This is a genomic window from Streptomyces sp. NPDC024687, assembly GCF_055559055.1.
On sequence record NZ_JBVHLJ010000013.1, the window covers coordinates 96,625 to 112,444 of the forward strand.

The window sequence follows — 15,820 nt, forward strand, 5'->3', positions numbered from 1 at the left end:
GGCGCCACAATGACTCAGTCGCGCATCCGCAGGTCAGGCACATTTCCCTTCAGGTTCACCGCACAATGTCACCACTCGGGGTTGCATGTGACGCCTCACTGGTGCCACCATGGCACCATGGACCTCACCCCGTATGTCGACTCCCTCCGCCGCGAACTCGCGGTAGCCGCCGAAGCCGGCGGCGAAGAAGCACGCGAGCTGGCCGAGAGGCTCACCGCTCCCCTGGAGTCGGCCACCCGTCTGACCATGCTCAACATGCTCTCCGCCGCGATGGACGAGATCACCCGTGAACTCGCCCCCGGCTCGGTCGACGTACGGCTGCGTGGACTCGACCCCGACTTCGTGGTGACACCGCCGCCCACCGACGGCGGCGCCCCCGAGCTGGCCGCGACCGCCGAAGCGTTCAGGGCCCCGGCCCCGGCCGACGGCGACGACGGGGGCACGGCCCGCGTCAACCTGCGTCTGCCGGCCCATCTCAAGGCCCGCGCCGAGGAGGCCGCCACCCGCGAGGGCCTGTCGGTCAACGCGTGGCTGGTACGCGCCGTGTCGGCCGCGGTCGACGGCGGCACCCGGCCGCGTACGACGGAGAAGACCCAGACCGTCGGCCAGAGCTTCACGGGCTGGGTGCGCTAACCGCGCTCCCCCGCCCGCGCCACTTCACCCACACCACGTCCCACCAGCGGGGACGTCCCAAAGACTCACGAGGACGGGACAGCCATGCCTTCTTTCGACACTCCCGAAGCGATCTCGGTCACCGCGCGCGTGGAGGCCGGATCCATCCAGTTCACCGCCGGCGACCGCCTCGACACCGTCGTCGAGGTGCGGCCCCGCGACCCCAAGAAGGACCACGACGTACGGGCGGCCGAGCAGACCGAGGTCACGTACGCGGGCGGCGCCCTGACCGTCAGGACACCCAAGGGCAATCTGCTCGGGCTCGGCCGCACCGGCACCGTAGACGTGACGGTCGAACTGCCCGCGGGCTCGCGCATCGACATGACCGGCGCCTGGGCCCAGGTACTGGGCGAGGGCCGGCTCGGCGAGGTCAACGTGAAGACCTCGTCCGGCGACGTCCGCCTCGACACGACGGGCCCGCTCCAGCTGACCGCGTCGCACGGCTCGATCACCGTGGACCGCGTCGAGGGCCGGGCCGAAATCACCACCAGCTCCGGCAGCCTGCGCGTCGGCCTCCTCGACGGCCCCGCCGTCCTGAAGAACTCGCACGGCACCACGAGCGTCGACGCCGCGACCGGCGAGCTGCGGGTGAGCGGCGCCAACGGCGACATCGAGATCCGTCGCGCCGAGGACTCGGTCACCGCCACCACCGCCCACGGCACCCTGCGGGTGGGCGAAGTGGCCCGCGGCACCGTCCAGTTGGAGACCAACTACGGCGCCATCGACATCGGCGTCCGCGAGGGCACGGCCGCCTGGCTCGACGTCAGCTCGGGCTCGGGCCAAGTGCGCAACACGCTCACGGCGTCCGAAAGCCCGGAGCAGACCGAGGACACGGTCAAGGTCCGCGCCCGCACCAAGTACGGCAACATCGACATCCGCCGCGCCAGGGCCTGAGCACCACCTCGTCAACCGACTCCTTCCCCTCATCACTTCAGCCTTCGATCGGAGGGCCCCATGCCTTCATCTGTCATGCCCACGCCCAGGAAGAGCAACGCTCGGCAGTCGCCGGCCGCCGTCTCTGCGGTCGGTCTGCGCAAGTCGTACGGTGACAAGACCGTCCTCGACGGCATCGATCTGCACATCCCGGCCGGGACGATATTCGCGCTGCTCGGACCGAACGGTGCCGGCAAGACCACCGCTGTGAAGATCCTTTCCACGCTCATCACCGCCGACGGCGGACAGGCCCAGGTCGCGGGCCACGACGTCGCCACGGCACCGGACGGCGTGCGCGCTGCGATCGGTGTCACCGGGCAGTTCTCCGCCGTCGACGGGCTGATCACCGGCGAGGAGAACATGCTCCTCATGGCGGACCTGCACCACCTCTCCAAGCGCGAAGGCCGACAGGTCTCCGCCGAACTGCTGGACCGCTTCGACCTCACCGAGGCCGCGAAGAAGCCCGCCTCCACCTACTCCGGCGGCATGAAGCGCCGCCTCGACATCGCCATGACCCTGGTCGGCAACCCGCGGATCATCTTCCTCGACGAGCCCACCACCGGCCTCGACCCCCGCTCCCGCCACAACATGTGGCAGATCATCCGCGAACTCGTCGCCGACGGCGTCACCGTCTTCCTCACCACCCAGTACCTGGAAGAGGCCGACGAACTCGCCGACCGCATCGCGGTGCTGAACGACGGCAAGATCGCCACCGAGGGCCCCGCCGACGAGCTGAAGCGGCTGATCCCCGGCGGGCACCTCCGGCTCCGCTTCACCGACCCGGACGCCTACCAGTCCGCCGCCTCCGCCCTGCACGAGGCCACCCGGGACGACGAGGCGCTCGCGCTGCAGATCCCCAGCGACGGCAGCCAGCGCGAGCTGCGCTCCCTCCTCGACTGGCTGGACGCCACCGGCGTAGAGGCCGACGAGTTGACCATGCACTCCCCCGACCTCGACGACGTGTTCTTCGCCCTGACCGGCGGCACCGACCGAACCGACAAGAAAGGTGAGGCTGTCCGATGAGCTCCTCCCTGGCTCCCGCCCGCCCGACCCGGCTCTTGCTCGCCGTGCGGGACTCAAGCACGATGCTGCGCCGCAACCTCCTGCATGCGCGCCGCTACCCGTCTCTGACCCTGAACCTGCTGCTGACGCCGATCGTTCTGCTGCTGCTGTTCGTCTATGTCTTCGGTGACGTGATGAGCGCGGGCATCGGCGGCGGTGGCGCCGATCGCTCGGAATACATCGCGTATCTCGTCCCGGGCATCCTGCTGATGACCATCGGCGGCACCCTGGTCGGCACCGCGGTGTCCGTCTCCATGGACATGACCGAGGGCATCATCGCCCGCTTCCGCACCATGGCAATCCACCGCGGCTCCGTGCTCATCGGGCACGTCATCGGCAGCGTGCTGCAGTCGGTCATCAGCGTGGTCCTGGTCGGCGCCGTCGGTGTGGCCATCGGCTTCCGCTCCACCGACGCCACCGCCCTGGAGTGGCTCGCGGCCTTCGGACTGCTCACGCTGTTCGCCCTGGCGTTCACCTGGATCGCGGTCGGGATGGGCATGGTCAGCCCCAGCGCCGAGGCAGCCAGCAACAACGCGCTGCCGCTGGTCTTCCTGCCGCTCATCTCCAGCGCCTTCGTGCCGGTCGACGCGATGCCGGACTGGTTCCAGCCGATCGCCGAGTACCAGCCCTTCACTCCGGCCATCGAGACCCTGCGCGGGCTGCTGCTCGGCACCGAGATCGGCAACAACTGGTGGATCACCATCGTCTGGTGCCTGGGCCTCGCGGCGCTCGGCTACCGCTGGTCGAAGGCGGTGTTCAACCGCGACCCGAAGTGACGGCACGGACCGCCTCCGACAGCTCGTCCCGCCCGCGGGCGGCGTACTCCGTCACCACGTCGGCGCACGCCGCCCCGGCGTCGTTCTGCACCAGCGCCTGTCCCGCTCCAGCGGCGTGAACACCTCCGACTCCCGCCAGCGCGGCACCTGGCTCGCCTTGGCCAGGTCCAGGTCCTTGTGCAGCGCCAGGAAGTAGTTGATGTCGAGGCACCAACTGCAGCCGACCTGCGCGGCAACCGCCATGTGCGCGAACGTCTTGAGCCCCTCGTCGGCCATGTCCCACTCGCTCACCTGGCGCCCGAGCTCCGTGGAGTCCTGGGCGACCTTGGGGTTGTGCGCGTCACTTCGAAGGGCTCGGGCACGGCACCGAACTGTTTGATCATGTTCTCGGTGAGCTCGGCGGGGAGTTCTGCCTTCGGGATGCGCAGTGTCACGGTGTGCTCCTTCTTCTCCATGTCCGTCGGCCTGTCGGCCTGTCGGCCTGTCGGACATGAAGACACCGCCGGGCCCGGGAACGTGACAACCACTATGGCGCGAGGGGTCGTTCGGATTTCCGGGCCAGGAAGGTGGCGACTGTCCCTCGCGCGCCTTCGTCGGGCTCCTGCACAAGTCGCGCCGTGATCACGAGTCCGGCCCGGCTCAGCAGTTCGGCGATCCACTCGGCCGGGAGCAAGTGGGACTCGACGGATACCGGATGGTCGCCGTACGCCTGGGTCGGACGTAAACGCAGATACTCGTCGTCTCCCACCTGCCCGGCCGGCATCAGGAGGCCGCCGGGCGCGAGGGTGGTCGCCTCACCCTGGAGCGGCACCGCTGAAAACGCTCACTGATCACATCGGAATGACTCGTCTAGTACTCCAGTGTGGTTTCGCGTCGTCGCGAGCGAGCTGCCGGACGGCAGAAGTGCGGGCGCATGGACTGGGGCGCCAAGGGCACGGTGGGCGTCGCGCAGGATGGCGGGGTTCATGGGCCGACCGCGCGGCGGCCGGGAAGAGCCGGCGGAAGACAGAGTTCATCGCGCTGTGCTGGCAGAGAGTGTAGGAAGGCAGCCCCGGCGCGGGAGCCGCCGTTCAAGCCGATCTGAGGCTGTATGCCGCCACAGATGTAAGGGTCTCGTGACGGACTTGTGTGCGTGTCGGATGCTGGTTCGGGCTCAGATCAGGGGCCCCGCACCAGCGACCGGCACACACATTCGTCGCGCTGCCACAAGGAGTACCCATGAGGAAGTTGCTCCGCCAGGGAATCGTCGGTCTCTCGGCCGCCGCCTCACTCGCCCTGCTGTCAACAGCCGCCACCCCCGCCCAGGCGGCCCCGTCCGCCATCCCGTCAGGGATGACCTGGACCGTGCTCGCCGGGGGAGCCGCGAACGGCACCGTCAGGGTGGGGGCGGACTCCGGGACCGATCCGTATTACGGCGACACTCCAGCCACCGCCACACTGCCGCTGCTGTGCCTGAGAGTCACCGGCAGCGTGGTACCCAGCGGGATCACCCCGGACTTTTACGCGGGCTGGGCTCGCGGCACCGTCGCCGCCACACCGCCCGTCCAGGGTAGGTCCCTGACCAGCCGCTCTGTCGCCGACAGCCTCTGCACCCAGTACTACGGAACCGGCTGGCGCATGGCCGAGTTCCACGACGGCCGCTACGGCAGCAACCTGGAGTCGAGTGGCGGCTGGTCGTTCTGGGCCCACGGCTACCTCCCCAAAGACACGCGTTTTTGGGCGGCCATCGACGACCAGCCCGCGAACCCCTGGAACTGAGCCACCGGCCACCGCTCGTGATCTCTTGTGCGACCTAGCCCACGGGCTAGGTCGCACAAGCGTCGGCGGCGAGCGAGACGCCGTCGAGCAACTGACAGGCCAATTCTGTATGTCCCGCAAGCGCCGCTGCACAGCCGCGTCCAGCTCCCGACCCACCGACTCCGGCAGCGGCTGCCCCAGCGCTCAGGCGATCACCGACTCAGCCACCCTACGCAGCTTGATCGCACGGTCCAGACCCGCAGAGGTTGCCCTGAGCACAGCACACAGCGAAACGCCCGCACCTGGCGGTATGGGCAGCAACGGCGAACCAACCAACTACATGCCGCGCACGCCCAGAGAGACATGCTCTCGGGGCTCTGCCGACCTGCGTAGCCTTGAGGCCCCGCTTGGACACCCTTGTGCATCCGCCGCGATGGAGTTGCTCGGAGGCTTGGTCGCGGTGGATTCGCTATCGATCTGCCGTGTCGCACACCGTGCGATCCGACACTTCGCCCTTCCGGCCGAGGAGGGCTTCACAGGCCGCGTCCGCGGTGTCGAATATCCGGCAGCTCATGCCGACGCCGGTCAGGTCAAGCACACGTCGCACCACTTGGGTGGGCGCGGCGAGGGACACGGATCCGTCGACGTTCCGCATGTCGTTGACGGTCCGTACGATGACACGCAGCCCGGAGGAGTCCATGAACGGCACCTCCGCCAGGTCCAGCACCAGGTGACGTCGTCCGTGCACCACCTGGCCGGCCAACTGGTGCTGAAGGGCGAGGCCGGTGTCAGCGTCGAGCTCTCCGCAGACGCTGATGATCGCGGCGTCGGAGCCGATCACGGCCACATCGACACCCAGACCTGCTGGTTCGCTCACAAATTCTCCTCGAACGGGCTTTACACGGCAGCAGCCCGGATACCCCGCCCGATGAGGTTCATACGCGCCGGCCGCGGTTTCCGACCAGGCCGGGCCATAGACGTCAGGTCACCCGGCGCGCTGGGCTGTTTCTCCGGCCTGAGCGGGTACGGCGGGCAGGGAGACGGTGCAGGAGGCGCAGCGTCGGGCCTGGGCGGGTACGGGGCTGAGGCATTCGGGGCAGTCCCGTTTGGGGGCCTGGACGTCTTGGTGCGGGGCGAGGCGTTCGTGGAGCTTGTTGATCGGGAGCACGACCAGGAAGTACAGGGCGCCGGCGAGGAGGAGGAAGCTGATCGCCGCGTTGACGAAGGCGCCGTAGGGGAACTTGGTGGCGCCTACGGTGAAGGTCTTGCGGCTCATGTCGCCGGTGGCGCCGGTGGCCAGCCCGACGAGTGGGGTCAGGAAGGCGCTGACGAAGCCGTTCACCACGGCGGTGAACGCCGCCCCGATGACGATGCCGACCGCCAGGTCGACCACGTTGCCGCGCAGGATGAAGCTGCGGAAGCCCTTCACCTTCTCACTCCTAAGAGGCTCTCGACGTCGACGGGCGGCACCGAAAGCGCGGTCAGCCCACCCCCTTCGCCCCGGATGCCCTGCCACCTTTCGCCCATGCCTACTCCGCCGCGCGGCGCGGTGATGTCCCCGTTCACCAAGTGGCGCGACGACGGCAGACCATGCATGACCTGCTGAGCCGGCAGGTGCGCTGTGACCGCTGAGCGTTGAGGTCAGCCGCTGGCGAGTATCGGGCCGGCCGGGGTACAGAGTGTCTGGTGAGCGTGGGGGCAGAGCGTGGCAGAAGTGGTTGTGGGAATGCGCATCCGGCGCAGGAGATCGAGCGGCGCGTGGCCGAGCCGATGCTCGACCTGGCCATGCTGCGCCGCCGCTCGTTCGTGCTCGTGCTGATCGCCGTGGCGCTGCTCTCCATCTCCGCCTTCGTCGGCCTGATCTACGTGTCGATCTGGCTGCAGACCGTGCTCGACCTCGGCGCGATCTCGGCCGGTCTGGTGACGCTGCCGCTGAGCGGGATCGCCTTCTTCGTGGCCGGCGGCCTGGGTCGCGTGCTGCACGGCGCGTCGCTCCGCTGGACGGTCGGCGGCGGCCTGGCGGTCATCGGCGTCGGCGATCTGCTCATGCTCGGCCTCGACGGCAGCTCCGGATGGGCCGCGGTCCTGCCCGGGCTGGCCGTGATCGGGGTCGGGGCCGGCATCGCGATCCCGACGGTCGTCGCCGCGGCGATGGCCGCGGTCCCGCGCGAGCGCAGCGGGATGGCCGCCGGCGCGGTGAACACGGGACGTCAGCTCGGGTTCGCAGCGGGCATCGGCGTGCTGGGCAGCATCTTCAGCGCTCGGGTCGATGCCCTCATGCCGGGCGGCGCGGAGATCGCGCACGCCGTGACCAGCGGCGGGTCCGCCGCGGTCCTGGCGGCCGCCCCGGCCGGCTCACGGGCGACCCTCGACACGGCGATCCACTCGGCCGTCGGCGGCGCGCAGGGCACGACCTTCCTCGTGGCCGGTGTGCTGGGCGTGGTCGGGGGGGGGCGGTGGTTGCGCTGCTGCTGCGCGAGCCGGCGGCGGAGCGCGCGGCGGAGCCTGCGGGACAGGGGGTGGGGGCGCGGGCGTAGGCGGGGTGGGGCGGCGGGCGGCTCGGGCCCGGAGCTGGGTGTGCCGGGAACGTGGGAGTCTGATCGCACCTTCTCCGGCCGGGCGAAGGGCCGGCCGGAGTACCGGGCCGTGTCTCCGCTTGCTGTGACCTGCACTGTGGCTGACAAAGTTCGTTGACCTGCGCAACGTGGCTCGTTGCTTTTCCCTGTTTGCGTACGTCGGCGTCGTCCGTTGACTCCCCTGGCGCTATGCCGGACTGCCCTCTGACGGCGTCCCCATGGCGCGCCGGATGGGGAACATCGTGGAGACCGGGTCGTTCGTGAGGAAGTCGAGAATGAGCCGGCTGACCTGCTCGGGCTTCTCCATCGGCAGCGCGTGAGAGGTTCCTGGGACGACGGCCAGTTCGGAGTGGGGGATCGCGCGGTACAGGGCAATCGTGTGTTCGAGAGTGATGAGGTCGTCGTCACCGACGAGGACGAGCGTGGGCGCGCTGATACCGGCCAGGTCGTCGGTGGAGATCGCTGGCTGTGTGCGGATCATGTCGGCGACCTTGTTCACGATGACCGGCCAGTGTTCGGCGCCGTCCGGCGACACAGCTTCGTACATCCCTCGGAACGCCGCCATTTCGGGAGCATCCGCCGCCATGTGGTCCAGCAACGCCGGCGCCGCGGAGCTTTCCGGACCGGGGAGGAAGTTGGCCCCCATGGCCACCACCTTCCGGACCAGGTCAGGGCGGGCCATGGCGACGAGCAGGGCGACGATCCCGCCGTCGCTCCATCCAACGAGATGGGCCGGGCCTTGGACGACCGACTCGATGAAGGCGATGGTGTCGTCGGCCATGTCCCGGTACGACAGCGACCCCTCAACGTCGGGTGTGCGCCCGTGGCCGCGGCGCTCGGGGAGGAACACGCGGTACCTCGCCACGAGATCGGCCCGCTGGGCCGCCCACGTCTCGTTCGTGCACAAGCCGCCGTGGAGCAGGAGCAGCGGGTCGCCGGCGCCCTCCGCCTCGTACCACGTCGTCATTCCGGGGAGTTCCACATATTCGCCCATCGCCGTAAGCCTCTCTGGGATGCCGCCGTTCATCCTCAGTCTCCGCAGCCACTGGAATGACCCGCAACGCGACGGTGCAGCCGAGCGCCCAGGTGCGTGAGCTCCGCTCTCGTCACCACACCGCCATACCGATGAGGACGGCACGCGCCGGGACTCACGCGTATCCGCGAAGTGCCTTGTGGGCGCCGTAGGCCTCGATGAACCCTTGGACCGCCTCCAGATCAAAGCCGGAGCGCCACTTCGACTTGCTGCCGTCGAGGTAGCGCAGGTCGACCCAGGTGGAGACGGCACGCGACGAATCGGAACTGGCCACTTGCAGCTTCATGTTGGCCAAATCCTGGAAGACGACGATCGTCAGCGGCTTGCGTTCGCTGATGTACTCGACGGAGCCGTCCAGCGTAATCACCAGCAGCGGGTCCGGGTCGTTCGACGTTCCGCGGAAGAAGCCGGACAGCGCGCCCCGCCGCTTGGTGAACACGCGCCACTGCGGCGGCACGGGACCTTGGCGCGCCTGCCAAAGGATCGTTCGTGGATCCGTCATGGCACCTCCGCACAGGTCATGGCCGGTCGGCTCCGCCATCTACTTTTCGACGAAGATGATCTCTTCGGGCTGGTGGGTCATCCTCACGGTGTTGCCGTTGGTGATCTCGATGGCGTGTTGCAGGCCGGTGATCTCCTTGGAGGTCGGCGGCATGTGGAACTTGTCGGCGCCTCCACCCAGGTAGGCCAGGAGGCAGGCCAGGGACGGGCTTGTGGGGTCGAGGTCCAGGTATTCCTTCAGCCGGCGGAACAGCTTCGGGAGGATGACCGCTCCGTCGTCGGCCGTGAGCGAGGCCATTCCGGTGATCTTCACTCCGGACTGCGTCACGTCCTTGGCCCACACGCCCAGCGGCGGTGTGGATTCCCGCGCCTGCTGGGCGGCGGCGGCGAGGACGTTACGCAGGGAGATGGGAAAGCCGGTGTAGAAGGTCGGGTAGGCCAGGCCGAGCGAGAGCAGGTGGTGATTTGCGGTTTTCTTCAGCAGGGCGTCACTGACGTTGATCTCGTAGCCGCTGCACCCGGGCGGGGTGCCGCGGCCGACCAGGGCCACGCAGCGGCCGTAGGTGTCGGAGCCTCGGGTGAGGATGAAGCCGGGAACGCTGGCGGGGGTGAGGGTGACGGTCTCGTCCGGCTTACGGACGATGCTGGTGAAGCCGAGGAACGTCAGCAGTTCGTCCGCGGCCTGGTGGGCGAGACCGATCGGCTGGTGCTGGTCCGCTCCGTAGCTGCCCGCGTAGTGGGTCTCCAGCGCGTCGATGCCTTCGAGCCGGATGTTGGCGTGGCCGTCGGCGGCGGGCACGATCGGTTTGGACCCGGGTACGAGCTTCCAATCGGCCACGTTGTCCGGGATGAACGAGATGGTGTCGCCGTCCGGCTTGGCCTTCTCCGACACCTTGAACGAGCCCTTGATGAGCAGCATAGACATGGCGACTCCCTAAACGGACATCACTCTGTGTATCTGATAATGACACAGGGTGCTCGTCTTGGTATCGCGTGCAGATCATCCCGCGCTGGGCCCGCCCCCACACGCTCACCGGGGCTCGGTAGACAGGGGAGACCCCCGGGAAGGGCCGCGCGTGCAGATGCTCGAGGGCGGTGCCCTCCTCGACCTCACCGGGGCAATGCGCTGGTGGCAGCGCCATGCCCGCGGCACCACCTAACTCGTCCAGCTCCGCGCGCTCGCCCACTTCGGGGTGCGCAGCACGGCGGGCGTCAATCCAGTTTCGGCGCGAGCGTCTCCTTCGCCGGGACGTCGGGCACCTGGAAGAGCGGGGCCAGTTCCTGCGGGCTGCGAGTGGACGCGTATCGACCACACATACCGCCACTCTCGCACTAGCAGGGTGCGGAGTGGCGACGAATCGTGAGCGTGTGCCGCTGAAGGCTGATCAGCGGGCTGCTGCCCCCCAGAAGGCCCGCCCGGCGGGTCTGACCTTCGCCCAGCTGGTCAGATCCAGCGAGCTGTCGTCCCACCATTCTGCGCCGACCCCGCCGAACTCCAGGCATACGAGGTTGCGATCACCCGCGGGAAGCTCACCGAGATCCGCCGCTTCATCACCGGAACCCTCGCCCCGCACGCCGTCCTCCAGCCCAAAGGCCGGTGGATCAAACACCTCAACACCCGGCTCAACTCGGTCGAGTCCACCCTTGACGTCATCGCCGACTTCACCGACGTCTGACCGGCGTGGGCAGACCGCGCTGCGGCCGGCCCCGCCCAGCCTTCCAGGGAGGGAACGTAGCCACGGCGGCGCTGGTACCCCTCCGACACCTGGGACGACGAATGGGCCCTGATCGAACCGCTCCTGCCGCGGGGCAGATCTCCCCTCGGCAGGGCACTCTTCAGTGCTGTGTCGGCTCTCCGCTGTCACCGGTCGGGGGCGTCTTTGCTCCGCTTGTGCTTTCTCCGCCGGTTCCCGTCCTGCCAGGCCACGTCGGCGACCAGCCGGGTGCGCCACTCCTGCAGATGCTTCATCTCGTAGTCACCGAGGTTCTCGTCGACGCCGTAGATCGTCCTCCGCTCGGCTTGGATTTCCTCCTCCAGGAGGTCCAAGGCCTCCTGGAGGTCGCCGTTCAGCTCCAGCGCCGTGACCAGGGCCTTGCGTATGGACCGCGTCTCGTCTTTCCGCTGCCAGCCGAAGGCCTGGGACTCGGCATACAGGGCTCGCAGCAGGCGTACCCCCTCGGCCGCTTCGCCGTTCTCGGCGAGGAACCGGGCCAGGCTCGCCCGCCAGCGGTGGGTGTCGGCGTGGTCGGGGCCCAGCACCCTGGCGGAGTCGTCCGCTACCGCCCGCGCCTCGGCGAGGGCGCCGTCCAGATCACCGACCCTGCGGCGGCGCCAGGCGAGTGACGATCGTGACCTCAGGGTGTTGGGGTGGTCGGCCCCGAACTCCGCGGTCCGTTCGGCCGCTTCCGCCTCGGCCAGCCGCAGGATCTCGGGGTGCAGCCCTTCGCGGAGGAGCCAGATGAAGACCTTCGAGCGGGCGGCGAGGGTGTCGGGGTGCCAGCGGCCCAACTCCCGGGTGAGGTACGCGACGTCCTCGTGCACGTCCGGCCAGGGCCGGACCTCCGGCCGCTCCCCGTGCCGGAAACGGCGCCTGACCCGCCAGGTGCCGAGAGTGCGCCGCGGCGTGCGCTGCTTCTCAGGCGTGCCCCGCTCGCTCCGGCTCTCGCGCATCTCCGTCATCAGAACCCCCTCCGCTGTCCACCCACTTCCTTCCCTTCCCTGAAGGCGCGCATCCACGGGGAGGGGTTGCGGACAGGAGTGACCTCCGCCCCGGGGAATCGGGAACCCGCTCAACGACGGCCGCGGTTCAGAAACACGCACTGTTGAACTTGAATGCGTGATGTCGGTCTGCCACCTGTGAGAGCTGCCGTCGCACCAGGGCGATGGACCTCGACGCGCAGCGTCCATCAGTAGACGATGGACACGATCTGGCAGGCGGCTTCGGCAATCTGACGGTCTCCGCTGAGGCGGGCCCGGGCGAGGACAGTGCCGGGATCGATGCTGCGGGTGCAGAGTCGCCAGGCGGTCTCTGGGTCCAGCCGTACTGATGCGGTCGGCTGGCCGCTGGGTGCTTCGGCCAGTGACCAGCGGTCCGCGGCGGCGGTCACGGTCCAGGTACCGATGGCTGGCTCATCGATGGCCACCTGGAGTTGTGTCCCGGCGGGTGCGGGCGTGTCACGCAGCGTGTGGGGCAATGCCCTCATGAAGGTGTCCAGGACCGTGGACAGAGCGTTGGGCTCCGGGTCGGTGTCCTGTCCGGTGGGATGCTGACCGTGGCCCTCTCAGTCATCGAGCAGGGTGTCCGGGAGTGTGTCGGGGAGCAGTTGGGCGAGTTCGAGGGCGGGGATCGCTTCGGTGGCGAGAACCAGCAGCCGCAACGGCTGGGGCGCGAGGTTGGTCACTGTCGTCTTGCGGGGCGGGCCCTGTGGTGATGGCTGTTCGAAGAGCAGGTGAAGGCCGGCGACGTCCATGAAGAAGGCGTCATGCAGGTCCCAGACCAGTTCGGTCACATGCGGCGGCAGCCCGGCAGCGGCGGCACGCAGCGTGGGCAGGGTGGTGTAGTCGATCTCTCCGTGCACGGTGATGTGAGCGGCGGCGCCGTCGATCCGCAGGGTGAAGTGCATGGTGGGCGAGCCCCCTTCTAGGGGGTGAGGAGCCCATAGGCGAAGCGCCCCTTGAGAGGGACGGGCCGGCGATGGCAGGAGCTGGATGCCCGGGAAGGGGGCATGCCCAGAACCCAAAGAGCGGCACCCGCGGTGCCGGTCGATCTCGTGTCCCAGCATCGTCGCATAACTGGAACCGTGTGGCCCCGCCCGTGATCGGCAGGTACGCCGACCTGAAGGCGCTGGTCGAGGCTGCTCAGGCCGCAGCCCTGGCCGCCGTGCGGGCGGTCCGCCATCGGACGGTCGGGGTCCGTGGCCTGGGGCGACCCGGGGGTCCGTGGCCTGGGGCGACCCGGGGGTCCGTGGTCTGGGGCGACCACGCTGCGTTACGCCGGGCGGGCGGGACCCACCATTGCTGCAGCATCATCCGTCCGGCGAGACTTCGCCATGACGGCCGGGGCCACCTCGCGCCCCTCACACGTCAGACCGGGGAATGCTCCCGAAAGGGACCTGGACAAGACCGTGCTGGTGACCTGGCGCTCCGATGCCAAGCGCAGGTGGGCGCTGATCTGTTTTCCCGCGTCCCGTGCGGCGACGAATACGCGGTCGCTGACCGTGTGGACCAGGTGCAGTCCGTGGCCGCCGACGCGGTGCGGGTCGGCCTCGTTCACCGTGGGGGTTTTGGCGGAGGAGTCCCACACGCTGATGGTCAGTTCGTCTCCGCACAGCGTCAAGGTCATCGCGCAGGGGCCGGGAGCGTGCCGGACCGCGTTGGTGATCAGCTCGCTGACCACGAGTTCCGCGTCCATGCCCAGAGGGGTCGGCAGCGGGCGGGGTCCGGTCGGCAGGGCGTGGGCAAGGAAGGCTCGCAGCGCATGCCGCGCGTCCGCGGCGCGGGCCGCGCCATCGGCCCAGACCGCGCTGCAACGCAGCGTGGCCTGCTCACCGGTGCCCTGCTCATCTGCCGCCTGATTCCTAAGCGGGATGGCCATGTGGAGCTCTTTCACTGTTCGCCTGTGGGCGGGCTATCCCGCTGCGTGTACCCCGGGTGCCGCCCGCGCACGCCGGTCCCCAGTCTTGGCGTCACCGTCCACGGTCGGGCCTTCAGTGCCCGCGCACCACCGGGGCGCCGCCTGCACGGGCGGTTGGGTGGGTGCACAGCCGGACCAGGTGGGGGCGCATCCGCTGGTCACACCGGGTGGCGGATGCACAGCTGCCGGGCCTCACCGGAGTGAGGACGGCGGCTCCCGCCTGACTGTCTAAGCGAGCCCCGGGCGGAAGACAGCCGGCGCGACCTGGGGCCGGGCAGCTGGGCTCCCGCCCCACGCTCACGCTCTCACTCTGATGGCGCCCGGGTACAGGGCCTGCCGGTGAAACAAGTGTGCCCACGGATCGCCGTTGACTTGGCAGTGTGCGCCGAAGAGGCTGACCGTGTGGACAGCAATCCCGGCCTGCGGCCCGGTCAACGGCTACGGGTGTGCAGCACCACCGTGGGCGACCGGACCGCGGTGGCAGTGGCGGGCGAAGTGGACCATCTGAGCGCAGCCCGGCTGGAAAACGTGCTGCAGGCCGCCTGCCGCAACGGCGCGGCCTGCGTCGACGTGGACTTTGGCCGGGTCGCCTTCTGCGACTGCGCCGGCCTGAACGTCCTGCTGGCGGCGGCCGGCCATTGCGAGCAGGCGGGCGTGCGGTTCACCCTCTCCGGACCACTGAGCCCCGTGGTCAAGCGGTTGCTGCAGGTGACCGGGACAGGACCGATGCTGCTGCAGGCGCCCGACCGGGTGGACGGATCCGCGCGAAGAGGGTGACACTTGCGGCACCCCGGTGCGCTGTCACCGGTGAGCCGCGATCACAGCCAGGCCGTGACACGTTCCCCCCCCGTACGGGTCATGGCCCCTCGGGGCGGGCAGGTGCAGTCCCCCCTCACCTGCCCGCCCCTTCTCTCCACGGGCGAGATACGAGACCTGAGAGGTCTGAGGGAGACGGCTCGGCTCCCTACCTCGCCGACTCGGAGGATCCTCAGTCGAGACAGAACTCGTTGCCCTCAATGTCCTGCATCACAATGCAGGACTCGTTCTCGCCATCGGCGCGCATCGTTCGCACATGTACCGCGCCAAGCGCGACCAGCCGTGCGCACTCGGCTTCAAGCGTGGCCAGGCGCTCCTCACCCACGAGTCCGATACCGGCCCGCACGTCAAGATGCAGCCGGTTCTTGACGACCTTCCCTTCAGGAACGCGCTGGAAGAGCACGCGCGGGCCCACACCCGACGGATCACTGCACGCGAAGTAGTTCACCTGATCCTCAGGCGGCAGTGAGCGATGGTAGTCCTCCCAAGTGGCGAACCCTGTCGGGATCGGAGGTACGACGTACCCCAGCACCTCGCACCAGAAGCCGGCGAGACGCGCAGGTTCCGCGCAGTCGAAGGTCACTTGGAACTGCTTGATCGTTGACATCGGCGCACGATAACAGGGCCCTGGTCGCCGGGCGGGGGTCGCAGGGGTGAACCGAGGTCGGTCCCCCTCCCCCAAGGGATGGGGCCCAGGATCCTCCGCTCCCGGCCAACCACTCTCGTGGATCAGTTACGGGACAGCCTGCAGATGCGTGGACGCGCTGGATACAGCTGTGGCGAGGGTGGTAGGTCTAGGTCCGTTACCTGGTCCGAGGTCTCTGCCCGCGTGTGCAGGTAGCGGCCCAGCGCCATGGTCCCCACATAAGGGACGGCCCCGCCTCCGGCTCTAGGGTCACTGCCGGAGTCAACGTGCCGGGAGTGGAGACAACCGGCGTGACGGCGGTCGGCGTGGCGGCGGGCGTCGGCTTGTCAGCGCCGGCTGCCCCCGACGCGCGCTTCAGCTGAAGAGTCGTGATCGAGTACGGCGGCAGCGTCTGCGCGACCGCTGTGCCCCGCTTCGCCGTCTTCAGGGCAGTG

17 protein-coding genes and 2 pseudogenes are annotated in these 15,820 nt (G+C 69.1%); 7 read left to right on the forward strand and 12 right to left on the reverse strand.

Annotated elements, in window-relative coordinates; translation table 11 throughout:
• Positions 1 to 117: 117 nt before the first annotated feature.
• From ACZ39I_RS36960 to ACZ39I_RS36975, 4 genes are all read left to right on the forward strand, one after another.
• Complete coding sequence (locus ACZ39I_RS36960) at positions 118 to 633, forward strand: toxin-antitoxin system HicB family antitoxin (protein WP_467249436.1); 516 nt, start codon at positions 118 to 120, stop codon at positions 631 to 633.
• Between the two features lie 84 nt (positions 634 to 717).
• Positions 718 to 1,566: a DUF4097 family beta strand repeat-containing protein gene (locus ACZ39I_RS36965; RefSeq protein ID WP_467249437.1), complete on the forward strand. Its 849-nt coding sequence runs from the start codon at positions 718 to 720 to the stop codon at positions 1,564 to 1,566.
• Between the two features lie 60 nt (positions 1,567 to 1,626).
• Positions 1,627 to 2,628 carry an ATP-binding cassette domain-containing protein gene (locus ACZ39I_RS36970; protein WP_467249439.1) on the forward strand — a complete coding sequence of 334 codons (1,002 nt, stop codon included), beginning with the start codon at positions 1,627 to 1,629 and terminating at the stop codon, positions 2,626 to 2,628.
• Entirely contained in the window at positions 2,625 to 3,443 is an 819-nt protein-coding gene (locus ACZ39I_RS36975) for an ABC transporter permease (RefSeq protein WP_467249441.1), read from the forward strand. Before ACZ39I_RS36970 ends, ACZ39I_RS36975 begins: the two co-directional genes overlap by 4 nt.
• 99 nt (positions 3,444 to 3,542) lie before the next feature.
• Here the strand turns inward: ACZ39I_RS36975 and ACZ39I_RS36980 are convergent.
• Together ACZ39I_RS36980 and ACZ39I_RS36985 are read right to left on the reverse strand one after the other, a co-directional pair.
• A pseudogene (locus ACZ39I_RS36980) lies at positions 3,543 to 3,877 on the reverse strand (carboxymuconolactone decarboxylase family protein); the annotation flags it as partial.
• Between the two features lie 92 nt (positions 3,878 to 3,969).
• Positions 3,970 to 4,254 carry a hypothetical protein gene (locus tag ACZ39I_RS36985; RefSeq protein WP_467249443.1) on the reverse strand — a complete coding sequence of 95 codons (285 nt, stop codon included), beginning with the start codon at positions 4,252 to 4,254 and terminating at the stop codon, positions 3,970 to 3,972.
• A 407-nt stretch (positions 4,255 to 4,661) separates the two neighbouring features.
• On the opposite strand from ACZ39I_RS36985, the gene ACZ39I_RS36990 reads away from it, so the two are divergent.
• A complete protein-coding gene (locus ACZ39I_RS36990) occupies positions 4,662 to 5,201 on the forward strand; it encodes a hypothetical protein (protein WP_467249445.1) in 540 nt (179 codons plus the stop codon).
• A 448-nt stretch (positions 5,202 to 5,649) separates the two neighbouring features.
• Here ACZ39I_RS36990 and ACZ39I_RS36995 read toward each other — a convergent pair whose 3' ends face one another.
• Together ACZ39I_RS36995 and mscL are read right to left on the reverse strand one after the other, a co-directional pair.
• Positions 5,650 to 6,057: an STAS domain-containing protein gene (locus ACZ39I_RS36995; protein WP_467249447.1), complete on the reverse strand. Its 408-nt coding sequence runs from the start codon at positions 6,055 to 6,057 to the stop codon at positions 5,650 to 5,652.
• Between the two features lie 108 nt (positions 6,058 to 6,165).
• Positions 6,166 to 6,609: a large conductance mechanosensitive channel protein MscL gene (gene mscL, locus ACZ39I_RS37000; protein WP_467249449.1), complete on the reverse strand. Its 444-nt coding sequence runs from the start codon at positions 6,607 to 6,609 to the stop codon at positions 6,166 to 6,168.
• Between the two features lie 329 nt (positions 6,610 to 6,938).
• On the opposite strand from mscL, the gene ACZ39I_RS37005 reads away from it, so the two are divergent.
• A complete protein-coding gene (locus ACZ39I_RS37005; RefSeq protein ID WP_467249451.1) occupies positions 6,939 to 7,874 on the forward strand; it encodes an MFS transporter in 936 nt (311 codons plus the stop codon).
• Positions 7,875 to 7,943: 69 nt separating this feature from the next.
• Here ACZ39I_RS37005 and ACZ39I_RS37010 read toward each other — a convergent pair whose 3' ends face one another.
• The 7 genes and pseudogenes from ACZ39I_RS37010 to ACZ39I_RS37040 all read right to left on the reverse strand — a co-directional run bounded on the left by ACZ39I_RS37010 (position 7,944) and on the right by ACZ39I_RS37040 (position 13,885).
• A complete protein-coding gene (locus tag ACZ39I_RS37010; RefSeq protein WP_467249623.1) occupies positions 7,944 to 8,750 on the reverse strand; it encodes an alpha/beta fold hydrolase in 807 nt (268 codons plus the stop codon).
• Positions 8,751 to 8,904: 154 nt separating this feature from the next.
• Positions 8,905 to 9,291 carry a hypothetical protein gene (locus ACZ39I_RS37015; protein WP_467249453.1) on the reverse strand — a complete coding sequence of 129 codons (387 nt, stop codon included), beginning with the start codon at positions 9,289 to 9,291 and terminating at the stop codon, positions 8,905 to 8,907.
• A 39-nt stretch (positions 9,292 to 9,330) separates the two neighbouring features.
• Entirely contained in the window at positions 9,331 to 10,215 is an 885-nt protein-coding gene (locus ACZ39I_RS37020; RefSeq protein ID WP_467249455.1) for a thermonuclease family protein, read from the reverse strand.
• A 936-nt stretch (positions 10,216 to 11,151) separates the two neighbouring features.
• Complete coding sequence (locus tag ACZ39I_RS37025) at positions 11,152 to 11,970, reverse strand: hypothetical protein (protein ID WP_467249457.1); 819 nt, start codon at positions 11,968 to 11,970, stop codon at positions 11,152 to 11,154.
• 227 nt (positions 11,971 to 12,197) lie between these two features.
• A pseudogene (locus tag ACZ39I_RS37030) lies at positions 12,198 to 12,560 on the reverse strand (maleylpyruvate isomerase family mycothiol-dependent enzyme); the annotation flags it as partial.
• Positions 12,561 to 12,572: 12 nt separating this feature from the next.
• Entirely contained in the window at positions 12,573 to 12,914 is a 342-nt protein-coding gene (locus tag ACZ39I_RS37035) for an STAS domain-containing protein (RefSeq protein WP_467249459.1), read from the reverse strand.
• A 365-nt stretch (positions 12,915 to 13,279) separates the two neighbouring features.
• A complete protein-coding gene (locus tag ACZ39I_RS37040; protein ID WP_467249461.1) occupies positions 13,280 to 13,885 on the reverse strand; it encodes an ATP-binding protein in 606 nt (201 codons plus the stop codon).
• Positions 13,886 to 14,326: 441 nt separating this feature from the next.
• Here ACZ39I_RS37040 and ACZ39I_RS37045 point away from each other — a divergent pair, with 441 nt between their 5' ends.
• Positions 14,327 to 14,701 (forward strand): STAS domain-containing protein, encoded by a 375-nt coding sequence (locus ACZ39I_RS37045; RefSeq protein ID WP_467249463.1) that lies wholly within the window; start codon positions 14,327 to 14,329, stop codon positions 14,699 to 14,701.
• 211 nt (positions 14,702 to 14,912) lie between these two features.
• On the opposite strand, the gene ACZ39I_RS37050 is transcribed toward ACZ39I_RS37045, so the two are convergent.
• Positions 14,913 to 15,347: a VOC family protein gene (locus ACZ39I_RS37050; RefSeq protein WP_467249465.1), complete on the reverse strand. Its 435-nt coding sequence runs from the start codon at positions 15,345 to 15,347 to the stop codon at positions 14,913 to 14,915.
• Positions 15,348 to 15,820 lie beyond the last annotated feature (473 nt).